Genomic DNA, 16,481 nt, shown 5'->3' with positions numbered 1-16,481 from the left:
TGCCAAACTCAGTCACAGATACGAACAAGGTCATCAGACCAAAGTTGCAACGCCTCGCGCTTTTCATCCATCCAGTCATATCGTTGGTAAACCTTGACGATACCAGCCTGAGAACCACTGACGTGGTTGAGAATTGCTTCAGTCACTTCGAGCCTCACTCCTAACCGCTGCAGATTTGTCGCAACTGTGCGCCGGATGTCATGTAACGTCCAATGCGGAACCGGTCTTTGCAAGTCGGCTTCAACGTCCGCCCTTAACCTTCGCAACAACTTAGATATACCTGATGCACTGGTTTTTGGATTTGTAGCCGAAGGAAAAAGCTTACTGCATCCATCAGACGGGGGGCAATCTGAAACGATACGACAAGCGGCATCGGTCAGCGGAATGATAACAGCGCTGTTATTTTTTGCGCTCGATGCAGGTAGGTTCCAGACTTTTTCTTCTAAATCAAACTCCGCTCGTTCAGCACCAAATACCTCGCTTCGCCGCGCAGCGGTAAACAACATGAGTTTCAAGCTGTGCTGCCACGGAAATGGCTGATTTTCAGCGGCCTTCCATAGGCTTTTCAATTCCTCGTTCGACAAGACCCGATCACGAGGCTTCGGTGCTGGTGGCCTGCTTGCTGCAGTTACGGGATTGTACGCTAGTGTTTCTACTCGCGGTAAAACCCAATTAAAAAACACTGACATTTGCGCGGCAACAAGACGTGCCATCACCGGCGCAGGACGTTCGCCATAAGCTATGCCGTCAATTAACCGGGTAACGTCCGTACGGGTTACAGCGTCTACCGGGCGACTACCAATTTCCGGCAAAACATATTTATTGAATATCCGTCTGATTTCCTTTGCAGATCGCTTGTTTTCAACACGCTGTTGATCATAAATGTTCCACAACGCAGACACCGTTTTGTTAGATCGTTTATCGGGTTTTGCCAGCTTCCGGCCATTTTCGATATCCGCGCAGGCCTGAAGTGCCTTCTGTCTGGCTTTTGAAAGGCCAATACCAGGATAATCTCCTAGGGTAATTTTTCTGAATTTTCCTGCAACGCGCTTTCGAACGATCCAACGACTTTTGCCTGTCGATCCTTTTACAAAACGCAATCCCACACAATCATTATCTGCCAGTTCCACCTGTCCTTTAGATGGAGTCTTTACTGCTTTCAATTTGGCATCGGTTAGCTTCGTGTGGGTTGTCATAGTGTCCTCAAAAGACGTGCTACCCAGGTAGCATTTCGCTCGGATACTATCGGACGAATACGAACAAATCAAGAACATTGTTTTTGATAAATCTATGTATTACAGACTGTTACGGAATAATACGGATTCTCAAATTTCGGCTTGTAAAAACTTTTAAATAGTAATTCGATGGTTAGGTTCGAACTCAACAGAACTAATCATTTTTATATTTTTCAAATACTTGTTCCAGCTTGTAATTTTGGAGCATGCGAAAATTCTTCTCGTGGGTAATGATCTACGCAACATTTCGGGAACCGGATGCTGATATCCATACGTAAGATAGGATCGCCCTTTCAATTCCAGAAGGTATTGCGAGCAACAAAGGATTGTTTTGGGGTAGCCATATGTTGAAAAAGAATATTCGGAATATGAGCGTGTTAGCAATTGGCTCGTTGCTCGGGCTGGTTTCATATTCGTTTGCTGTTGCCCAAGATCGAAGTACATTGCCGATTTCCGCTCCAGAATTTTCCGGCAAGTTGGCGCCATCGCTGGACGCTTCGAAGTCATTCTGGCCAGACCTGATCAAAGCTCCCGAAGGTGCACCGAATGTAATCTTGGTATTGACCGATGATGTTGGCTTTGGCGCAGCGAGCACATTTGGTGGCCCAGTCCCGACTCCCAACCTTGATCGGTTGGCGAGAAGTGGTGCCGTTTACAACAATTTTCACACCACCGCCATGTGTTCGCCGACACGCGCATCACTGCTTACCGGACGCAACCATCATGCGGTGGGCACCGGTGCACTCACTAATGTTACCATGGGCTTTCCAGGCTATGATGGAATACTGCCACTTCAATCCGCTACAATCGGTCGAATATTGCGTGACAATGGATTCAGCACCGCATGGATCGGCAAACATCACAATGTTCCAAATGAGGAAACAGGTGAAACCGGGCCTTTCACGCATTGGCCAACAAATCTGGGTTTTGAGGAATTTTACGGGTTCCTGGGATCCGAAAGTGACCAGTTCTATCCGGTGCTGCAACATGGCACAAATCGGGTGGCAATTGAATCTCGCAACAACGAGGTAATCCTCGACAAAGACTTCGTCGATCATGCCATATTGTGGCTTCGCCGTCAGGATGCAGCTGCTCCCGACAAACCATTCTTCCTGTATTTTGCGCCGGGAACAGCACATGCCCCCCATCAGGCACCTCCTGAATGGATCACTCGCTTCAAGGGAAAGTTTGATGCAGGTTGGGACAAGCTGCGCGAAGGAACCTATCAACGCCAGCTGAAAATGGGGCTGATTCCAGCGAAGACGAAAATGACGCCCCGTCCTCGCGAAATTCCAGCCTGGGATTCCTTGTCCAGCGATCAAAAGCGGCTCTACGCGCGGTACATGGAAGTTTTCGCTGCCATGCTTACCTATCAGGACGCGCAATTTGGCAGACTTTTAGATGAGCTCGAGGCAAGCGGTGATTTAGATAACACGCTCATCATATTCATCGAAGGAGACAACGGGGGAAGCGCCGAAGGCGGGCCGGAAGGCAGCCTAAACGAGTTGATGACGGTCATAGGTCAGAAGGATCAGAGTTTTGACGAACAACTTCGAAATATCGACAAGCTTGGTGGGCCAGATACATATCAAGTCTATCCTGCGGGATGGACTTGGGCGACCAACACTCCATTTCCACTCTACAAGCAAATTGGCTCGCATCTTGGCGGCACCCGAAACGGGCTGGTGATTTCATGGCCCGGCCACATTGACAAACTAGGTCATTTAAGAAGCCAGTTTCACCATGTGATCGACATTGCTCCAACAATATTGGAGGCGGTAAAGGTCCCACAACCGAAACTTGTTGATGGCGTTAGACAAGATCCGTTTGACGGTATGAGCATGAGCTACACATTTACAAAGCCAAAAGCGAAAAGCGCCCGGAAAACGCAGTATTTCGAGCTTCTTGGAAACCGGGCAATCTATCAAGATGGCTGGATGGCGTCGACCAATCCTGGCCGAATGCCGTGGCAACCGATATCCTCGTCATCTCCGGAAGAATTCACCTGGTCGCTTTATCATCTCGACACTGATTTTGCGCAGGCTCATGATGTGGCACAGCAGTATCCAGAAAAACTCAAGACATTGAAAAAGCTTTTTGATGAGGAAGCGAGAAAATATGATGTCTATCCGTTGCGCGCTGACCTTGACGCCGTGCAATCTGCAAAATTACGAAGACCCAAGGAACGACGAAGCGAGTATGTTTATCGCGGAAACGATATTCACATTGCATGGTCTGAGCAGCCCATGCTTCTCGGGGCTTTTTCAATCAATGTGCAATATTCGGGAAATGGACCGTTAAATGGGGCATTGCTGGCAACGGGGAGTGCACTAAGCGGCTGGGCATTTGCAATTGAAGATGGCTTTCCGATTGTAAAACATTCCGCCTCCAGTGCTTCAACTGATCAATATGTGATCAGGGCAAGTAGACCGCTGTCCCAAAACAAGGGCAATGTTGCCTTCCGTTTCCGACCCGATGGGCCTCAGAGATTTTCACCTGGCACAGTGTCGATTGTCGCCAATGATCAGGTCATAGGATCCGGAAGAATTGAAAGGATTGGTTTCCTGACCATGGGGCCGGGCGAATCGTTTGACATTGGCAACGACACCGGACGCTTGGTGATGTCCTATCCCAAGGGGCCGGCTTTTTCTGGTTCAATCGATCGCCTCTTGCTCAAACTGGGGCAGTAGGCCGAGTTGAAATCGGTTGAATTGGCAAGCGAATTACAGCACCCTAATTCATCTTGCGGTCGTCCAATCCCAGGCCGCGACCGATAATCTCCAGCATTATTTCGCTGGTACCACCATAAATTCTGCTGATCCGGGCATCTGTGTACATTCGGCTGATCCGGTATTCCTCCATATAACCGGCCCCGCCATGAAACTGGACGCATTGGTCTACCACCCGCCCCTCCAGTTCGCTGGACAGCAATTTAGCTGCAGAAGCGTCTTCTGTCGTTAGCTGCTTGTCGTTCAGTTGCATCACACATTGATCGACAAAGCACTGCGCCATGTCCAACTCTGCACGCATCTGGGCCATCTTAAAACGAGTGTTCTGGAACGCGCCGATTGGTTTGCCGAAAGCGCGCCTTTCTTTCACATAATCAAGGGTCAGATCAAAGGCAGTTTGCGCTGTTCCCATAAAACAAATTGCGGCGATCAACCGTTCCTGCGCAAGCATCTGGGCGAGATATTTAAATCCCTGCCCCGCTTCGCCCAACAAATTGGCCTTGGGGATTTTCACATCATTGAAAAACAGTTCTGCCGTATCCTGGCTTTTTAGCCCCATTTTCTCAAGTTTTCGGCCGCGTTCAAACCCTTCCATTCCGCGTTCGACCAGAAACAGGCTGATACCGTGCGGCCGATCTGGATCTGTGCGCGCGGCTACCACAACGAGATCGCTCAAAATGCCGTTAGATATATAAGTTTTTGTTCCATTGAGTAGCCAATGGTCTCCCTGGTCGACCGCCTTTGACTTCATTCCTGCAAGATCACTGCCGGTTGAAGGCTCGGTCATTGCAACCGCCAATATGGTTTCGCCGGAGACGATACCGGGCATGAATCGGCTCTTTTGCTCGTCACTACCCAATTCGTGGATATAGGGCGCCACAAGATCGCTGTGCAAGTGGACGTAAAAGCCGAGATCGCCGTTGCGCATATTCTCTTCAATAATGATCTGATCGAAGCGCATGTCCTCGATGCCCGCGCCGCCATAGTTTTCATCGGCAAATACGCAGAGAAAACCTTGCTCTCCTGCCTTCAGGAAAGTTTCGCGATCGATGATTCCCGCTTCGCGCCAGCGATCTCGATGGGGAGCTACTTCAGCCAACATGAATTTTCGCACGCTGTCACGGAATTGCTCATGTTCCGGTTCAAAAATTGATCGCTGCATGGGAATCTCACTTCCATTTAAAAACCCCTCACAAAAGCCCGAAAACCTGCCATCTCGAAACGAGGGGATGGCCGAACAAAATCCGCAACTGCTATCCTGATCACCTATCCTGGGACAGGATGAGAGACACAAATTGCAAGAACATGTAATTTACAGTTTCTATCACATGATCAGATGAACCAACTGATTCTAATGGAGAATGCATTGAGCGTTCAACGATATTGAGACGGCTCAGTCAAGACTCTTTGATCGCGCCTGACGACTTAAACAGCAGATACTTCGGACGCCTAACCTTAGCAGTCAACATATGCCTAGCGCTGTCTCGCATGTGATCTTTTTGCCACAAGCTGCGTTGTCTTCACACAAATGCCGTAAGCCCTACCCTAAGATAGGAAATAAATTTCCAAACCTAACTACCTATCGTATGGCGCGTTCACTCAGATGAGCGGTTGAGAATACTGGCTTTCAATATCTAGAGCCAAGCATTGGGAGGATTGATAAGGTGAAATCATTTAAGACAAGAGTCGCACTTGCCACATCAGTTGCAGCAGCAGCGATGCTACCGTCCGCGGGTTATGCACAGTCGGCAGACGAAAGTGCCAGTCAGGACGAAAGCGGGTTTAACGTCATCATCGTCACTGCACGTAAAACTGATGAGGACTTGCAGAAAACCCCGGTCGCTGTGACGGCAATTGGCGCTGAGGCCATTGAAGCACTGCAAGTGGAAACGGCTATTGACGTGCAGCGTGTTGCACCTGGTCTTCTTTCCCGCGGCGCGGGCACTGGTCCATCGGCAATTGTAACCTACGCACTGCGCGGAAATGCCCAGAACAGCCCCAATTCAGTTTCTGACTCCGCCGTCGGTATCTATCTTGATGGCGTTTATCTCGCCCGCCCGATTTCAAGCAATCTAGGCTTCCTTGACGTCGCCAACATTCAGGTTGTGCGCGGAACACAAGGAACATTGTTCGGACGGAATACAACAGGTGGCGCCGTCCAGTTCACCACAGTTCAACCCGATGGTGAGTTCTCGGGCTATGTAAAAGGCGAAATCGGTAACTATGACCATATTCTAGTAGAAGGTGCGGCCACGCTTCCGATCGCTGGCGACGAACTTTCGGTGCGTGTAGCGGCGCGTTATACTGAACGTGATGGCTATGGCCGTAATCAGTTCACCAATGCACCATTAGGTGACATCGATTCTGATGTTTCGGCCCGCGGAACGATTAGATGGGCTCCCGAATCGATGCCAGTAACATTGACGGTGTCGGGCGAATATCTCAAATCAAACGACAACGGCACAATGCACGCACTAGGCGCGTTCAATCCAACTGGGCCTTTGGGAACGCTTTTTCCGGGCCAATTTTCTCCCAATTTTGTTCAGACACGGACGAATTTTTACGACAATTTCGGCAATACAGTAACTGCCTCTCCGAATGTCAACACTCCCAGAAATTTCAACGAAGCCTACGGCTTTACCGGAACGCTTGAAGTTGATCTCGATAGTGTGGAGATCAAGTCAATCACGGCTTACCGAGATTCTGATTCTGGAAACACTCTTGATCTGGACGGGACGCCAGCGGGCGGAATTGAGTTCGATTCACAGTACCGTCAACATCAGTTCAGTCAGGAACTGCAGCTATCGGGAAGCAGTGGAGCGCTGGAATGGATTATCGGCGGTTTCTATTTCAAGGAAAGCGGTGACGAACGGTCTGACTCTTATGCCCTGCACGATGTGCCTGTTTTTGGCGGAGCGCTTAGCTTGGCACCATCAGGCAGAAACCTAACTGATTTTAGTTCACGATCTGTGGCAGTTTTTGCTCAGGCAAACTACAATCTGACCGACGATCTACGAGCAACCGCAGGTCTGCGTTACACTTGGGATAAGCGCAGTATCAATAGTATGGGCGTCAATAATATAAGAGGCGTTCCGGAATTTTTGTTCAATGGGGCGAATCCTGCGATGCCGATCGTGATTCAGCCAGACACTTGCCGAGTTGGGCCAAATGCGGGAACGAATCCTCCAACGCCATGCACTGATCCACAAAGTGCATCATTTAGCTATCCAGCATGGACCGTCGGTCTCGATTATCAAATCAATTCAGATATGCTGATCTATGCAAAAACGGGCGGCGCGTCGCTTTCGGGCGGGTTCAACACCCGGCCTTCACCCCCAGGATCAGAGGCCTTTTTTCCTGAAGATGTCATAGATGTCGAAGCCGGTTTCAAAGGCGAGTTCCTAAACAACCGCTTGCAAACTAACCTCGCGGTATTCCATGTCTGGCGCGAAGGGGCGCAAAATATTGTAAATGGTATCGTCAACGGCGGCCTTACACAGTTTGCACAAAACTCGGGTAACATTCGTTCTTATGGATTTGAATTGGAAGGGCGCGCTCTACCGTGGGAAGGCATGGAAATTCGCGGTGCGGTATCTCGTCTTTGGTCCGAATATGAGAACGGCTCCTTTATCGATATAGGAACCAACGGAACCTTTGATCGTAGCGGGGAAGATGTTGCGCAAACACCGGCCTGGACGTTCAATATTGGGGCCACCCAGACGCTTGAAGCTGACTGGGGTGAAATGTCATTCCATCTCGACTATGCCTATATTTCCTCAAGAAACTTCGGTCAGGAAACAGCCGACTTAACCAACCCGGCATTGACCCCTGCTCAGATCACGCAGATTCAAAACGACGTGGCAATCTCAAACCAGCTGGGTACACTTCCAGGCTATGGCATTTTAAATGGCCGGGTGACGATCCAGTTTGATGAAAACATAGAGCTGGCGATCTGGGGAAGGAATATGCTGGGCAAACGTTATAACCAGAACTTGTTCAACAGTTACCGGCAACTCGGCCTTGTCTCTTACAATCCAGGTCCTCCGGCAACCTTTGGCGGAACTGCAACCTTCCGCTGGTAGAGCTATTTGGAGTGTTTTTCTCCCGAGCTGCTTTTGCAGCCATCTTGTGAGGGTCAGGCAGCGATGCCTGACCCCTTTTTGATTGATCACGGGGTTCAGAGTTACAGGCGGCATTCTTGATCGCTTCGTCGGTAGCAAATACGCTCCAGAGTGCTTTAAGGAATGCTCAAAAAATGACCGAAATCTTGAATATTGAAAAGTTGCTTGCTTTTGAAATTCCCGCAACAAGCGACGAGTATGACCCCCGTGATGCAATTCTCTACGCGCTTGGTGTTGGGACGGGGCTGAGCGAACAGATCGACGAAACGCATTTTCTTTTCGAACGCGGATTACAGACCTTGCCGACAATGGCGCTAGTGCTTGGAACCCCCGGTTTCTGGCCAATGGACCCCAGCTGCGGTCTTGACTGGTTAAAAATATTGCACGGCGAACAACGACTGAAGGTCTTCGAACCGATTGACAGCTTCGGCATGTTGCGGGGTGAGACAAAAGTGACCGACATTGCCGACAAGGGCCCGGGGAATCCGGCGCTGATACGGGCTGTCAAGCAACTTAAATCGCTCAGCGGACTGCTGGTAGCGGAAGCCACTGAAGTTTGGGTCGCTCGGGGCGCGGGCGGTTTCAATGGCGAACGGAACCTGCCGGGCGACCGGTTGCCTCCAGTCCCCGCTCGTGATCCCGATTTCGAAGTCATATTGCCAACGTCACCAGCACAGTCAGCGATCTACCGCCTTTCCGGCGACCGCAATCCACTGCACATCGATCCAGAAACTGCGCGCAAGGCCGGATTTGACCGACCGATATTACATGGACTTTCAACCATGGGTCTCATCGCGCGCGCGTTGATCCACGCCTGTGGGGGCAGCATCGCGCAAAATCTTCGTGAAATTGGTATGCGCTTCACTGCTCCGGTCTATCCCGGTGAAACTATCCGAACATATATTTGGCAGGATGCTGACAGGGCCCATTTCCGAGCAGAAGCCGCTGAGCGCAATCTGTGTATAGTCGACCACGGTCTTGCCAAAATTAGAGCAAACCTCCCAGCAGACTAGTACCAGTCCGGCAAACGTCCGCGCATACCGCCTTCGCAGTCACTATGGCCGCCGCTTTGCCAATGCCCTGCGTCCCGCCAACAAGAACAAGTTACCCTTTCGTTTTCTCGTGCGATACTTTCTCGATCACAGTTCCGGTTTAAAACAATAGGCGCAAATCTTATTGCCATCTGGATCAAACAGATATGCACCGAAAGCATGCGGTACGGCACCGCGCGGCCCGGGCGCACCGGCATCCCTACCGCCTGCCGCCAGTCCTGCCGCGTGAAACGCTGCGACGGATTCCCTGTCAGGTGCTTTAAATCCGACCGTTACACCATTGCCTGGAGAGGCACCCTGCCCGTCTATCGGTTTTAAGACCAAAAATTCAGCGGCCTTCGTCCCGTATGACAACCCCTGGTCTAAAAAGGCACCAAGTCGCTGAATTCCTAGCGGTGAAAGCGCGGCATCATAGAAGCTACCAGCGCGTTCCACATCATTGGTCCCGACACAATTATGCGTGAATATCCCCATCAGCCTGGGGACTCTTCACGCGGCATACGCACCAGCAATATGGCAATAATCGACAGTACCGAACCCACTGAAATAATTAGCGACACTGCGCCGACATCAAGGCCGTTTGCAAATAGCAAGCCAGCGAGCGCCGGTCCCATCGCCGCGCCGGCACGACCGAACCCAATACCAAAACCTGTTCCGGTCGCTCTAGTGCGCGGCGGAAAGGCAAGTGCAAGCAACGCATAAAATCCTACCGCAGCGGCGTTTGAGAAAAAGGCAGTCACGCCGGCGACCCAACCAAGCATTGCGATGTCGGCAGGAGCGCGTCCAAATATGTTCAGCATTACAAAAGCCCCCAATAGCGAGATCACAGTTGCCTTTCGAATTCCGATCTTGAGAGAAACGACACCTAGCAGGCCGCCGCCAATAGCGCCGCCCAGCATTGCAAACGTCAAAACACCGCCTCCCTCGCTGGCATCAAATCCCATATCAACAACCAATTTGGGAATCCATTTTACGAAATAATAATAAGCCGTGACATGGGTGAGATAGGCAAGGGTCAAGAGTACGGTACGCCCGAGCAGCGGCGGCTGCAAAATCTCGACCAGTGATGCACGTGGCTGCTGCTTCGATTCATCTGGCATGCGCTCCGCTTCTGGCAAACCGAAGCGGCGAAGTGTTTTGTTGATCCGCGCGAGCGCATTTTCTGGTCTGCGCGCCACCAACCAGTCGGGTGTTTCGGGAACTAGCCAGAGTGCCAAGGGAATAGTAGCAACGGTTAGTCCGGCGCCCAGATAAAAAACCTCTCGCCAGTCACCGCCAGCCAGAAGAATGCTCGCAAGCAACCCGCCAAGAAAAGCGCCGAGTGGGTAGCCAATCACCATCAGCGGCAAGATGAGATTGCGATAACGGGCATTGGCAAACTCGGCGACCGTCGCATTGAGAGCTGCGAGCATTCCGCCGATACCAAGGCCTGTGAGCAATCGCCAAAGCGACAATTGCGTCACATCGGTTGCCGTCGGCGCGAGCAACATGCCGAGCGCCATCACGCTCAAACACCCAATTATGGTTGGACGGCGGCCAAAGCGGTCCGCCAGACCACCGAGCAGAATTGAGCCCACCGCCATGCCGATTAACTCCATTGATAGGACCCACCCGAGAACATCCATTGGCACGGCCCATTCGTCGGAGATTCCGGGGGCGGCGAAGCTGATCGACATCACGTCGAAACCATCCAGCGCGTTCAACCAGATCGTCATGGCAAGGGCGACGATTTGCCACTTTCCCAATTTCCCCTCGTCAACTATCTCCCGCGGCGTTTTCGCCATGATTTATCTCCATCCGAAGTATTTGTTCGAACCCGTAATCGGTTTCTCTGATTTGACTATGAGCCTGACCTATCGCTCGCAAGATGCAAGACCGGCTCCATTGGAGCTAATGCGATATGATCGACGGGAGGCTTTGGGCCGGCAATGATCAGGCAATCGCGCAAGAGCTTGCGATGCAACAAGCCGACGATATCTGGATCCTCAGCAGAATTCGCAGATTTGATATATGCCATTAGGGCAGAATCAGCATCTACGACGCCTGCAATGTTTTGCTGCGTCAAAGTCCGAACATCTTGACAATAGGCTTCATCGCGCCAACTTTTATAATGTCCCATGCGCAGAAGCATTTGCGGGAGCGAAGCAAGAATATTGCGTTGCCAGCCTTGCATCTGGGCATGTAGCGGGAGGCGCATAATTTCTTCATTTAGCCGTGTCAAAGCGAGATCTTCGAGCGGCGTCTGCTGCGCCGCCGGCAGTGTAATCTCTTGAAGCTGGATATCTTTGAGTTCCGCCAATGCCTCGAGCGCACGCCGGCCGATAATCGCAACCTGGACGTAGCTTTCAACCCAATCTCCGCCCGGACCTTTGTCATGTAACCCGATAAGGGGACCGTAATAGGCTTCAGTCAGGAATGCGGCGGTGTGAAAAGCTAATGCGTGCCAATCAAGTGGATTTCCGGCAGCTGCTTCATATTGCCGGAACAACGATGGCAGGTCTCCGAGATTTTCAATCGGATGACGTCCCCGAAAGCAGGCCAGGTCGCGCATTGGATCACCAATATGACCAATCTCGAAATCCATCAGGCAGGTGATATCAGGTCCTTTGGACATGAATTGCCCGCAATCACCGGTTAAGAATGCTGGTGTAACCTGTTTATCCAGACAATTGCGCCTGAGCCAAGTCGACATGAACGCTATGAACGGATCGCTTATCCCTACTTGCTCTGACATGGCGTGAAAGCGTTCAAAATTACCGAGAACGAGTTGCTCGTTGCTGGCCGGGAGTTCTGCTCCTGCCTCCGCAAACCGTTCGACGGGAATTTTGTGAAGCTGCGCCAATATCTCCATATAGTGCAAGCTGGCCTGCCAGCGATCATCGTCCATTTCTGAACCATTCTCAATTGCTTGCTGGATCAGCCCCGCATCGCGCGCACCGTCCACCCATTCCATTACAATAGTGGCAGGATCAGGTATCCAACCGAGAATTTTGGGAACCTTTATGCCATTTTCGCCCAGCACCTTCTGCATATCGCGTTCATATTCAAGTGAATAGGGATGGGTCGGCCAAGTCCGCTCTCCTTTGAGGAAGTACCGCTCGCACTTTCCATCTCGAGTAACATCCACCTGCATGATTGGGCGCCAGCGATGCATGCGCTGGATGGAAACGGAGCTGCAACCCATTTCACTTTCTAGCCACTCGGTTATGCGCTGCTCTTCCAGCGCAAGATCGCGTTCGACGGTAGCTCTATCGGAATGCATCTCCTACTCCAGTTGCTTTTCCAAATTCCTGTTCGCACGACGCGGAAATTGCTAGGTGTCATCCTTCTGATCAACAGGCGTCATATTGCTCATGAACGCATAGAAATCAGGACCCAATTCCGGTAAATCCATGCCCAGTCGTTCGGCCAAATACTGTGTCATAAAATTGGCATTTAGTGATTTATTTGTAGGGGGAATATTGCCTGCACCGACCTGCCGGTCAAAAGCGCCAACCGCGACCAGGGCCATACGTAGTGCCACAACCACATCATAATATTCCATGTACTGCGCGGTACGTCCCGTCGCTTCCTCCCATATGGCAATCGAAACATTTCGGTTGGGCAAGCCTTCAAGTCGCTCAACGCCAAACCGGCGGCTGAACAGATCGTCAAAATAAAGCCACCAGGCCAAATCCAGTTCCGCTGGTCCCAATGCTGCCAGTTCCCAGTCAATCAACGCATTAACGCTGCCGTCGGGCGCGAACATCACATTAGATGGCGTGCTATCTCCCCAAAGCACATTGATCGTCGTATTTTGAGGCTGTTCGGCGCGGATATATTCTATGGCCGCATCAACGTAGGGCATCGATCGGTCCTTGCGGCATCCCTGGTACCAAGCTTCAATATAGCCTAGATACTGATCCAATCCCGGTTTGCCCCAGTCAGGCCTCGCCATGAAACCAAACCCGTCACGCTGCCAGTCGATGCTGGCCATCGCAGCATAGGATTCAATTGCATTTTTCCAGGATCTACCTCGCTCAGCAGGCGACATGTCCGCCAACCAGCCTTGCTTGTTATAATTGGGATTCTGCGTGGCAGCATGGCCATCGACGCGGCCCATGACCAAAAAAGGCATGTCGAGCACTGAAGGATCCAACTCCATTCCAATCCAGTCAGGCACCTTCACCATACCCAGTGAATCTAGCGCTGCGATCATCTGACCCTGCAATTCCAGGCTAGAACCAAAAACGACTTCATGATCTTGTGGCTGTCTGCGCACCACCAGCGTTCGCGATTGCGGGCCGGAAGCATCGTTGTAGTCAACATCGACAAAAAATATCTCTGCTGAAAAGCCAGATCCGAGTGCGACCTCAAGCGGTTTCAGCCTGATTTCGCTCCAGCCATTGACATTTTTTTCCATCCAATCGCGCAGCCGCGTCTGAACTGTTTCAGGAGACATCCTCACTGTTCTCCTTTCGCGGCAAGTGCGCGCTTCAGTTCGCTCGTAAGCGGTCCCATATCGAATGGGGATGCGCCGTGGAGCAATATCTCATCAGCGCCGGCCTCAAGATAACTCATCAACTGATCTGCACAGGACGCGGCAGAACCCACAGCAGCACCTTCATCAATCCATTGCTGCGGGAGGATCTGCCCGACATCGACAAGTTCCTGCCTGGTATAGGCCTGGTCGGCTGGCTTGCCATTCAGACAGGCAATCTTGGGATGCGCGCGCACCTTGTCGAGTACACCCTTGTCCCATTCGTTGATCTCTACAATAAGATCGCCAAAGCCAGGTAGTTCAAAATAAGTTATCGCGCGGCCGCGGACCACTGCGTCTTCCTCCTCTTTTGGCAGATCGGGAGCGACGATGGTGTTGTGATAGATGCGCACCGCCATTGGATCACGCCCGGCCTTTTCAGCGGCATCCCGGACTATTTTCGTGCTATTGCGCACGCCGGTTGGCGCAACGAATGGGTGGAGCAAAACTCCGTCACAATATGTTCCGGCAAAGGCGAGGCTTTTGGGTCCAATGGCCGTAAAAATAATCGGTGGACGCGGACCGTCGTGATAATCGGTCAGCTTGAGCATCGGAAACTTGCCCAATATACCTTCATATTCGACAGTCTCTCCTTCCCATAAACGCCTGTAAATACTGATGTAATCAGCAAGCCGCTCCATCGTGATCGCGGGCGCTCCCATCATTTTCATATAAGCAGGAACCGCGCGGGCAAACATCGCGCCAAACCGGTTCCCGCTCATCGCCTGCATCATATTGGCGATGCTGGCGGTGACCAGCGGATGGCGCATGGTTGCGTAAAACGTACCATTGATCCTGATTTTGGAAGTGGCTTCGCTGACAGCTCCGGCAAGAACAGCAGGTTCCTTGAGGGCAAAACGTTCGGAAATCCAAACCGCTCCCAAACCAATCCGCTCAGCCTCAAGTGCTTCGTCAATACCCCGGCGAGGATCATCCACACGGCCGGGAAGGATATAGGTACCAAATTTGTCAAATAGCGCCTGCGCGCCTGCTTCTTCGGTCATCAGTGCAAATTCCGCTTTGTTTGAAATTGCACATTCCTAGTTCGTGAGAGGTTTTCAACCTGCCGCAAGGCAGGCGGTAAAATTATGCCGTTCCTTCAATAATTTCGTGATCGGAGAATCGATGGACAGAATGGATGAATTTTTCGCAATTGAGGCGATAAAATTGGTGAAGGCGCGTTATTGCCGCTTTCTAGACACCAAGGACTGGGATGGCTTCGCTTCTCTATTTGTTGCCGATGCAGCGATGGATGTAAGCGAAGATACCGGCAATTCTCCGATCAACGGAATCGAGGACATAGTCGCGCAGGTGCGTTTTGCAGTCGATAACGCAGCATCGAGCCACCAAGTCCACTCACCTGAAATCCTTGTAACGGGCCCGGACAAAGCGACAGGGATTTGGGCGATGCAGGATCGGGTGGTCTGGATGTCCGGAAAATCACCGATTGAAGGGGTCGCATCCATTACCGGTTATGGTCAGTATCACGAAAGATACCGCCTTGATAATGGCGAGTGGCGGATATCCTTCCTGCGCCTGTCACGCTTTCATGTTGATATGCACAAGGCCTGATCAACCACCTCTATAGTCATACATCCCATGCCAACTTTAATTCTGGGACATGGGTAATATTTCCGGCATGATATTGGATTTTGAACCCATCGGCGACGCGAAAAGGAGGAACGAGCTTTAGCCAATGCTCCAATGCGGTCTGGAGTTCCATCCGAGCCAAATGCATACCCAGACATTTATGTATTCCAAAGCCAAGGGAAATATGCGGAGCTTTTCGGTCGAAACGAATTTCTTCCGGACTTTCGTATTGATCTGGATCATATCCGGCAATTGACGTCGATATTCCAACATAGTCACCCGGCATGACTTTTTGCCCGTGAATCTCAATTTCTTTCGCGGCAATACGAAACACGCTGACCGGGGCAAATGCCCTAAGAAATTCTTCAACCGCGAGTACGATTTGCTTCGGATTGTCACGCAGTTCCTGCTGGCGATCGGGGTTTTTGGCCAGGAAGGCGAAGATATTGCCGAGTAGCGAGGTAACGGTATCCAGTCCGCCGATAAACAGATTAAAACAGTGCCCCAAGACTTCGGTTTCATTCCATTTGCGGCCATCGATTTCATATTCAAATATACCGCTAATATAATCATCGCCAGGATTTGCCTGACGCTCGGCGATAACTCCTCTAAGATATTCTACCACTTTCCGCACATTGGTCGTACGCAGCTCAAAATCATTAGTGTGGAAAATGTTTTTCTCCCACTCCAGAAACTCCGGCATTCTTTCCTGCGGCAAGCCGAGTAGATCCAGTACGATGAAAATTGGAAATTTCGATGAAAAGTCTGTGACGAATTCGCATGCCCCTTGGTCGCGGAAGCTTTCTATTTGGGTTATCGCCCGTTCATGCAATTCATCGCGCATTTTGGCGATTTTTTGCGGCGCAAAAAAAGGATTGAGCGCTTTGCGATATTCTCCGAGTTTTGGCGGATCGAGCTCAGTTGGGATGACCAGCCAGTCTTCACCGATAGATTGCGAAAACTTTCCCATCCCGTTTTTGGTGTAATTTTCGGGATCGCGCAAAACTTCCTGCATGTCCTCAGCCTTGGTCAAAAGCCATCCACCATGATCCCCGGGAAAAATATTCGTGCACCAGGTGATTGGCCCAAGCGTACGGTGAATCTCGGGGATCATTGTCTCTTGCGGGCATGTATCGAAGTTTTCACGCGCAAAAAAATCCAGCCTAACGGCTTTTTCAGCCGTGACATGCGGCGGAATTTCCTTTGAGGGTGCGAATGCCATAATCTAGTTCCAG

12 protein-coding genes are annotated in these 16,481 nt (G+C 51.1%); 4 read left to right on the top strand and 8 right to left on the bottom strand.

From position 1 onward, the window contains the following. Window positions 1–8 precede the first annotated feature (8 nt). Window positions 9–1,196, bottom strand: coding sequence for a tyrosine-type recombinase/integrase (locus ACO6S1_RS11330; protein ID WP_422342810.1), 1,188 nt, complete (start codon window positions 1,194–1,196; stop codon window positions 9–11). A gap of 407 nt (window positions 1,197–1,603) precedes the next feature. Here ACO6S1_RS11330 and ACO6S1_RS11325 point away from each other — a divergent pair, with 407 nt between their 5' ends. Beyond that, window positions 1,604–3,925, top strand: coding sequence for an arylsulfatase (locus ACO6S1_RS11325; RefSeq protein ID WP_422342809.1), 2,322 nt, complete (start codon window positions 1,604–1,606; stop codon window positions 3,923–3,925). A 43-nt stretch (window positions 3,926–3,968) separates the two neighbouring features. Here ACO6S1_RS11325 and ACO6S1_RS11320 read toward each other — a convergent pair whose 3' ends face one another. Further along, window positions 3,969–5,126, bottom strand: coding sequence for an acyl-CoA dehydrogenase family protein (locus tag ACO6S1_RS11320; protein WP_422342808.1), 1,158 nt, complete (start codon window positions 5,124–5,126; stop codon window positions 3,969–3,971). Window positions 5,127–5,628: 502 nt separating this feature from the next. On the opposite strand from ACO6S1_RS11320, the gene ACO6S1_RS11315 reads away from it, so the two are divergent. Together ACO6S1_RS11315 and ACO6S1_RS11310 are read left to right on the top strand one after the other, a co-directional pair. Continuing rightward, on the top strand, window positions 5,629–8,046 hold the full coding sequence (locus ACO6S1_RS11315) for a TonB-dependent receptor (protein ID WP_422342807.1): 2,418 nt from the start codon (window positions 5,629–5,631) through the stop codon (window positions 8,044–8,046). 173 nt (window positions 8,047–8,219) lie between these two features. Further along, window positions 8,220–9,098: a MaoC/PaaZ C-terminal domain-containing protein gene (locus ACO6S1_RS11310; RefSeq protein WP_422342806.1), complete on the top strand. Its 879-nt coding sequence runs from the start codon at window positions 8,220–8,222 to the stop codon at window positions 9,096–9,098. Between the two features lie 126 nt (window positions 9,099–9,224). On the opposite strand, the gene ACO6S1_RS11305 is transcribed toward ACO6S1_RS11310, so the two are convergent. Genes ACO6S1_RS11305 through ACO6S1_RS11285 form a run of 5 tightly spaced genes read right to left on the bottom strand, consistent with a single transcriptional unit; the run spans window position 9,225 to window position 14,660 of the window. Next, entirely contained in the window at window positions 9,225–9,611 is a 387-nt protein-coding gene (locus tag ACO6S1_RS11305) for a VOC family protein (RefSeq protein ID WP_422342805.1), read from the bottom strand. Continuing rightward, on the bottom strand, window positions 9,611–10,921 hold the full coding sequence (locus ACO6S1_RS11300) for an MFS transporter (protein ID WP_422342804.1): 1,311 nt from the start codon (window positions 10,919–10,921) through the stop codon (window positions 9,611–9,613). The genes ACO6S1_RS11305 and ACO6S1_RS11300 overlap by 1 nt, the downstream gene beginning before the upstream one ends. A gap of 56 nt (window positions 10,922–10,977) precedes the next feature. Next, a complete protein-coding gene (locus tag ACO6S1_RS11295) occupies window positions 10,978–12,399 on the bottom strand; it encodes a hypothetical protein (protein WP_422342803.1) in 1,422 nt (473 codons plus the stop codon). A 51-nt stretch (window positions 12,400–12,450) separates the two neighbouring features. Continuing rightward, entirely contained in the window at window positions 12,451–13,578 is a 1,128-nt protein-coding gene (locus ACO6S1_RS11290) for a phosphotransferase family protein (protein WP_422342802.1), read from the bottom strand. Window positions 13,579–13,580: 2 nt separating this feature from the next. Beyond that, window positions 13,581–14,660, bottom strand: a complete 1,080-nt coding sequence (locus ACO6S1_RS11285; RefSeq protein ID WP_422342801.1) for a TIGR03857 family LLM class F420-dependent oxidoreductase — start codon at window positions 14,658–14,660, stop codon at window positions 13,581–13,583. Between the two features lie 121 nt (window positions 14,661–14,781). Between ACO6S1_RS11285 and ACO6S1_RS11280 the strand changes: the two genes are divergently transcribed. Beyond that, on the top strand, window positions 14,782–15,228 hold the full coding sequence (locus tag ACO6S1_RS11280; protein WP_422342800.1) for a nuclear transport factor 2 family protein: 447 nt from the start codon (window positions 14,782–14,784) through the stop codon (window positions 15,226–15,228). Window positions 15,229–15,244: 16 nt separating this feature from the next. On the opposite strand, the gene ACO6S1_RS11275 is transcribed toward ACO6S1_RS11280, so the two are convergent. Continuing rightward, a complete protein-coding gene (locus ACO6S1_RS11275; RefSeq protein ID WP_422342799.1) occupies window positions 15,245–16,468 on the bottom strand; it encodes a cytochrome P450 in 1,224 nt (407 codons plus the stop codon). Between the last annotated feature and the right edge of the window lie 13 nt (window positions 16,469–16,481).

The organism is Parasphingorhabdus sp., assembly GCF_965233695.1.
GTDB lineage: Bacteria > Pseudomonadota > Alphaproteobacteria > Sphingomonadales > Sphingomonadaceae > Parasphingorhabdus.
Note: the sequence above shows the minus strand (reverse complement) of the source record. Positions and strands in the feature narration are given on the sequence as shown.

Excerpts from the sequence above, each read along its gene's own strand:
- ACO6S1_RS11280 (WP_422342800.1), top strand. The coding sequence starts at position 14,782 with ATGGACAGAATGGATGAATTTTTCGCAATTGAGGCGATAAAATTGGTG.
- ACO6S1_RS11320 (WP_422342808.1), bottom strand. The coding sequence starts at position 5,126 with ATGCAGCGATCAATTTTTGAACCGGAACATGAGCAATTCCGTGACAGC.
- ACO6S1_RS11275 (WP_422342799.1), bottom strand. The coding sequence starts at position 16,468 with ATGGCATTCGCACCCTCAAAGGAAATTCCGCCGCATGTCACGGCTGAA.
- ACO6S1_RS11300 (WP_422342804.1), bottom strand. The coding sequence starts at position 10,921 with ATGGCGAAAACGCCGCGGGAGATAGTTGACGAGGGGAAATTGGGAAAG.
- ACO6S1_RS11285 (WP_422342801.1), bottom strand. The coding sequence starts at position 14,660 with ATGACCGAAGAAGCAGGCGCGCAGGCGCTATTTGACAAATTTGGTACC.
- ACO6S1_RS11305 (WP_422342805.1), bottom strand. The coding sequence starts at position 9,611 with ATGGGGATATTCACGCATAATTGTGTCGGGACCAATGATGTGGAACGC.
- ACO6S1_RS11295 (WP_422342803.1), bottom strand. The coding sequence starts at position 12,399 with ATGCATTCCGATAGAGCTACCGTCGAACGCGATCTTGCGCTGGAAGAG.
- ACO6S1_RS11325 (WP_422342809.1), top strand. The coding sequence starts at position 1,604 with ATGAGCGTGTTAGCAATTGGCTCGTTGCTCGGGCTGGTTTCATATTCG.
- ACO6S1_RS11290 (WP_422342802.1), bottom strand. The coding sequence starts at position 13,578 with ATGTCTCCTGAAACAGTTCAGACGCGGCTGCGCGATTGGATGGAAAAA.
- ACO6S1_RS11310 (WP_422342806.1), top strand. The coding sequence starts at position 8,220 with ATGACCGAAATCTTGAATATTGAAAAGTTGCTTGCTTTTGAAATTCCC.
- ACO6S1_RS11330 (WP_422342810.1), bottom strand. The coding sequence starts at position 1,196 with ATGACAACCCACACGAAGCTAACCGATGCCAAATTGAAAGCAGTAAAG.